Annotated in this window: 7 protein-coding genes; all 7 read right to left on the bottom strand. The window is 66.1% G+C overall.

The genetic code is table 11. The features are described 5' to 3' along the window. Positions 1-66 precede the first annotated feature (66 nt). Positions 67-681, bottom strand: a complete 615-nt coding sequence (locus tag WA317_RS05630) for a hypothetical protein (RefSeq protein ID WP_425172096.1) — start codon at positions 679-681, stop codon at positions 67-69. 193 nt (positions 682-874) lie between these two features. Then, complete coding sequence (locus WA317_RS05635) at positions 875-1,264, bottom strand: DUF1304 domain-containing protein (RefSeq protein WP_425172097.1); 390 nt, start codon at positions 1,262-1,264, stop codon at positions 875-877. An 11-nt stretch (positions 1,265-1,275) separates the two neighbouring features. Further along, entirely contained in the window at positions 1,276-2,337 is a 1,062-nt protein-coding gene (gene ruvB / locus WA317_RS05640) for a Holliday junction branch migration DNA helicase RuvB (protein ID WP_425172098.1), read from the bottom strand. Further along, the gene (ruvA, locus tag WA317_RS05645) at positions 2,334-2,921 is read right to left on the bottom strand and encodes a Holliday junction branch migration protein RuvA (protein ID WP_425172099.1); all 588 of its coding nucleotides are present in this window, start codon (positions 2,919-2,921) and stop codon (positions 2,334-2,336) included. Before ruvA ends, ruvB begins: the two co-directional genes overlap by 4 nt. Next, positions 2,918-3,466, bottom strand: a complete 549-nt coding sequence (gene ruvC / locus WA317_RS05650) for a crossover junction endodeoxyribonuclease RuvC (RefSeq protein WP_425172100.1) — start codon at positions 3,464-3,466, stop codon at positions 2,918-2,920. Before ruvC ends, ruvA begins: the two co-directional genes overlap by 4 nt. Before the next feature lie 138 nt (positions 3,467-3,604). After that, positions 3,605-5,098 carry a hypothetical protein gene (locus WA317_RS05655; RefSeq protein WP_425172101.1) on the bottom strand — a complete coding sequence of 498 codons (1,494 nt, stop codon included), beginning with the start codon at positions 5,096-5,098 and terminating at the stop codon, positions 3,605-3,607. Positions 5,099-5,450: 352 nt separating this feature from the next. Continuing rightward, positions 5,451-5,885: hypothetical protein (locus WA317_RS05660; RefSeq protein WP_425172102.1), on the bottom strand; the 435-nt coding region annotated here is incomplete at its 5' end.

Below are 5,885 nucleotides of genomic sequence, written 5' to 3' on the forward strand. Positions count from 1 at the left end.
AAACAGAAGCCAGGGTCGTGAATTCGCGTGAACTCACAACCCTGGCTTCTGGCTGGCGGTGGAACCTTAGACGCCGGCGCGCCGCCGCCGGAGCAGGCCTCGGCGCTGACGCGGCTCGGTTTCGGGCGCGTGCAGCGGGTTGTGTCCTGCCTGGGTCGCCGCGTCGGGCGACACCTCGGACGCGACCGGTTGCGGCGCTGACACCGGTTCTTCTGCGGCGGGCGGAACAGAATAGGGTTCGACGTCACGCGCTGTGCGCACCGACAACCGCGCCAGCACGCCGCCGCCGAAGAAGACGATCAGCGCGCCCAGGCCGGAGAAGTATGCGATCTCCAGCAAGGCTCGCCGGCCGTCCGTCGACGCGACCGGTTGACCCACGTCGCCGAGGTGCAGCGCCGGGGCCAGCGCAGTGCCGACGACAAACCATGCGCCACCCAGCACGGCGAGCCAGCCGCCGAACATTGCGGTGGCCCGATTCCTGGAGCTGATCAGCAGTAAACCGCCCAGCACCGTGACCACGCCCGGGAACACTTCCAGCCAACCCCGCGCAGCCGTCCAGACCCATGGCGTGTCCGGCGTGTAGGCGAAGTCGAATTGCGGCCCGACGAACGGTATCAGTGCCCCCCAGGCACCCAGCAGAACCAGAATCAATCCGGTGAGGGCACCACGGCTGCGTGGCATGACCATCCCGCCGGAGTTGACTCCCCTATTAAACCCCCTGTTTCGCGACCCTCTCATGTTGTCCTCCAAACAGTGGCCACCGGCTTTACCGGCGGATATCGGCACTGAGTACCCACGTCGGGCGGCGGGCTAACTTCTCCGACTGAACATCAGTCGAATAGGCCGGGCTGGTCACCCTCCGCGAGCTCGACTTTCACAACCTCGCGAGCCCGATGACGGCGAGGATGATTGCGATCAGGGGAAATAGGCCCTGGGTCACGGCGGCCCGGGCTTTGTCCGGCGCCGATGCCAGCAGCACAGCCGCGGCGCACGTCATGGATCCGGTGCCTGTGAGTACGAGTGTGACTCCGACCGTGTTATGACCCAGAGCGACGGCGACGACTCCGGCGCCCGCGACGATCGCCAGAAACAGGTTGTAAAAACCTTGGTTGAACGCGAGCAGCTTGGTGGTTTCGGCTTCGTCGCGAGTGGTGCCGAAGACCGCACGGGTGCGCGGCGTGGTCCAGGTCAGCGATTCCATAGTGAAGATGTAGACGTGCAAAAGCGCGGCCAGAGCGGCGAACACCAGAGCGGCAGTGATCATCTCGTCGTCCTTTAGTCGAAAAGGCCGGGCTGGCCGAGGCCACTTGCACCGGCCGGCGGGGTCATGCCCAAATGGGTCCAGGCCTGCGGTGTGGCTACCCGGCCGCGCGGCGTGCGCGCGATCATCCCGGCGCGCACCAGGAACGGCTCGCAGACCTCTTCCACGGTGGCAGCCTCCTCCCCCACCGCCACCGCCAGGGTCGACACCCCGACTGGGCCGCCGCCGAAGCTGCGGGTCAGCGCGGAGAGCACCGCACGGTCCAGCCGGTCCAGGCCGAGCTCGTCGACGTCGTACACCTCGAGTGCGGACTTAGCGATGTCGCGGGTGATGATGCCGTCGGCGCGCACCTCGGCGTAGTCGCGGACCCGCCGCAGCAGCCGATTGGCGATCCGCGGCGTGCCGCGGGACCGACGGGCGATCTCAGCACCTGCGTCGCCGCCCAACTCGATGCCCAGGATGCCCGCGGAGCGGGCCAGCACCCGCTCTAGCTCGGCCGGCTCGTAGAAGTCCATGTGCGCGGTGAACCCGAACCGGTCGCGCAATGGGCCGGTCAAAGCTCCGGACCGGGTGGTGGCACCGACCAACGTGAACGGCGCCACTTCCAGCGGAATCGATGTTGCGCCAGGGCCTTTGCCGACGACGACGTCGACGCGGAAGTCTTCCATCGCCAGATACAGCATCTCTTCGGCAGGCCGGGCGATGCGGTGGATCTCGTCGATGAACAACACATCGTGTTCGACGAGATTGGACAGCATCGCCGCCAGATCACCGGCCCGTTCCAGTGCCGGACCGGACGTGAGCCGCAGCGACGACCCCAGTTCTCCGGCGATGATCATCGCCAACGACGTCTTGCCCAGCCCGGGCGGCCCGGACAGCAGGATGTGATCCGGTGTGCCACCTCGGTTTTTGGCGCCTTCGATCACCAGCTGCAGCTGTTCGCGCACCCGGGGCTGGCCGATGAATTCCCGCAACGAGCGCGGCCGCAGACCGGCATCGATGTCGCCCTCGCCGACGGTCAGCGCAGCCGACACCTCACGCTCCTCGGCCTCGTCACCGTCCTCGAAGCGGCTCATTTGGTCTTACCCAGCAGTGACAGCGCCGCCCGCAGCGCGCTCGACGTGCTGGCAATCTCATCGGAGGCGAGCACCTTGTCAGTTGCCTCCTCGGCCTGTTTGACCGCAAAGCCAAGTCCAACAAGGGCTTCTACCACCGGCCCGCGCACCGCGTGTCCATTAACCGCCGCCGGGGCCGCTCCAGTAACTCCGACCTTGTCGCGCAGCTCCAGCACCATCCGCTCGGCACCGCGCTTGCCGATGCCCGGCACCCGGGTCAGCGCGGTGACGTCGCCGTCACCCAAGGCCTGCCGAAGCGCGGCAGCGTCGTACACCGCCAGGGTGGCCAGCGCAATCTTCGGACCCACTCCGGAAACACTCAACAACGTCAGAAAAAGGTCGCGAGTTTCGCCGTCGGGGAAGCCGTACAACGTCATCGAGTCCTCGCGCACGATCATCGCGGTGATCAGGCGTGCTTCGGCGCCGCGCCGCAGCGTGGCCAGCGTCGACGGTGTCGCCATCAGCTTGTAGCCCACCCCGGCCGCCTCTATGACGACGTGATCAAGTGCCACGTCAAGCACTTCACCGCGCACCGACGAGATCATTTGGCCGCCTTTATTCGCGCCGCCAAGCGTTGTTCGGCGGCTTTCGCTTCAGCGGCGGCCATCCGCGCGATCATCGGCGCGCGCCAGCAGTGACAGATCGCCAGCGCCAACGCGTCGGCGGCGTCTGCCGGGGTCGGCTTAGCTTGCAGCGCAAGGATTCTGGTGACCATTGCGGTGACTTGCGCTTTGTCGGCACCACCGTTTCCCGTGACCGCGGCTTTCACCTCGCTCGGGGTGTGGAAGTGCACGTTGATGTCGCGTTTGGCGGCGGCCAGCGCGATGACGCCACCGACCTGCGCGGTGCCCATCACCGTTGACACGTTCTGTTGGGAGAACACCCGCTCGATCGCGATGACGTCAGGTACGTGAGTGTCCAGCCAGTGCTCGACGTTGTCGCTGATCGTGAGCAGCCGCTGCGGCAGCGGCTGACCGGCCGGCGTGCGCACCACGTCGACATCGAGCGCAATGATCTGCCGGCCCGGGCCGCTTTCGACCACCGACAGCCCACAACGGGTCAGACCCGGGTCGACGCCCATCACACGCACCGCAGCTCCCTCAACGCCGAACTGTTGTTCGATACCGTAGCGCGGGTGACCGACATCGTCGGGTCAGGACACGCGGCGACCGCTCTTACGGGATGTGCCAGGCGAAGGGATTCGACGCTGACTTTGGGACCCGGCCGGTCAGAACAGGCTGCCGAGGTCGGACATCAGGGCGGGGAGAATAGCGCCGAAGTCGCCCGCGATGCTGGTGGGGATTATCGCTGAATCGACGCCGCTGCTGAGGACGCCGTTGCCGACGAGGCTGTCAAGGAGTTCGACGGGCGTGACTTGGGCGGAGTGAGCGCCGGTGGCATCGGCCCAGTCCAGGTAGATCGGGAAGAACTGGGCTCCGTCGCCGCCGGCGCCGCCGGGGCCGTCGATGCTTACGCTCGTGCCTCCCGCCGCCACATTGTCGAGGGCGGAACTCAAGATGCTGGCGTATGCCGAATCGGCGCCGCTTTCGGCGGCGGCGCTGCCGCCGCTGCCGAGAAGGCTGTCCAGGGAGGCGGCGAGGGTAGAGTTGGCACCGCCGAGGTCGGCCGTGTTGATGTCGATGTTGAGCGGGAAGATCTCGGCCCCGTCGCCACCAGCGCCGCCGGCACCGCCGATGCCGATGCCGGTGCCGGTCGCGACATCCAGGGATGAGTTGCCGTTGCTGCCGAGGACGTCGCTGAGGAAGCTGCCAAGAGGGTCGGCGGAGGTGACTGGGCTTCCATCGCCCGATTCGGTGAAGCTCACTGGGCTTGCAGTGTTGGAATCGATGAAGTTGACATGGATGGGGAAGAACTCGGCCCCATTACCGCCGGCACCGCCGGCGCCGCCGATGCCGATGCCCGTACCGGTGGTGTCGCCACCGCTGCCCCCGATGCCTATGCCGGTACCGGCGCCGCCGTTGCCGCCATTGCCGCCACCGAAGAAGTTGTTCTCACCCACACCGCCCAAGGGGAAATTAATGGTGTTGCCGGACGGCAAGACGGTGGTCGCACCCACGCCCTGAGAGACGGTGTTGGTACCCGTCGCTGCCGTGGTTAAGGAGTCCGCCGCGCCGTTGCCCCCGACGCCTATGCCCGTGCCCACGCCGCCGTCACCGCCGTTGCCGCCGCCGAAGAAGTTGTTCTCACCCACCCCACCCAACGGGAAATTGATGGTGTTGAAAGACGGGAATTCGATGGTGTCGGCTGACCCCGGCAAGACGGTGGCATCGGTGGGCAGCGACTCGGTTGGGATGCTTAATAGGTTGTCGGCGTTCCCCACTGCGAGTCCGGAATTCAAGAGGGCGCTGCCGATTTGAGGGAAGACGGCGCCGAAGAGGTCGTTCTCGCCATTTCCGAAGAAGGGCAGGTTGACGGCGTTGCCGGAAAATAGACCCGGGAGGTAGGCGAAGGTGTCGTTGGACCCCGGGAGGACGATGGTGTCGTTGAGAAATGGAATGGTGAACTGCTCAACCGGGGTGGTGAACTCGCTCCACGTGGTTCCGATTGCAGTTTCGGCCGTGCTGGCACCTCCGGCCACGCCGCCGAGGCCTGGTCCGAAGAAGTTGTTGAAACCGTCGCCGCCGAACGGGAGATTGATGACGTTGCCGGAGGGCAGGACGATGGTGTCATCGGCCCCCGGAAGGACGATCGTAGAGTCCATGAACGGATCCGCCGCGGTGGTCAGGGCGATGTCCCCGACGACTCGCGTAGCGACTCCAGTGCTTACTAGTCCGCTGCCGGGAAGCCAAGACAGCCCCACCCCGGCTAAGCCTGCGACGATCGATGCGCATGCCACGCACTTGTTGCTGACAGCGCCAGGTGCCGAGCGGCGGCCTCGGTGACCAGTAGGCCCCTTGTGATCGTCACGCATTAAAGGTCTCCCCTTGTCGAAGAATTGGCCGTGAAGTCTTGGCCGGTAGCGGGCTGGTGACGTGACGGTTGGGTGGGGCGAACCGCCCGCAAAGGCGGCCCGCCCCACCGTCACCGTGGGATACAGTTGCGACCGATCTCTATCAGAAGAGACCGGCCAGGTCGGACCAAATCGAGCTCAGGTCCGCACCGAAGGTGCCAAGACCGCTACTCATTTCGCTCCCCAGACCGGTACCGCCGAAGCCGAAGTCGCTCAGGAGAGTGGAGAAGGGGTCGTTGGCGAGGCCCAGGCCGCTGCTGCTGACGTCACTCCCCGTACTGCTGAAGGGATCCAAGAGACTCGTCAGACCTGAAGAACCGCTCGCTTCATTTCCCAGAGTTCCGACGCTGCTGGCATCGCTGCCGGCAGTGGCACTGGAGCCGACGGTCTCGTAGGGGCTGGTGGCCAGCTCGTGTCCGGGTAATGTCGAAGCGTCAGAGCCTCCGACGCCACACGGCCCAACAATGGTGGGGTCGACGCAACTCAAGGCGTTGCCGCTGAGCAGGTTCCACTCCGGCCCGGATCCGCCGCTGCCGCC

Origin of the sequence: Mycobacterium sp., assembly GCF_049802695.1 — a bacterium.
Lineage (GTDB): Bacteria > Actinomycetota > Actinomycetes > Mycobacteriales > Mycobacteriaceae > Mycobacterium.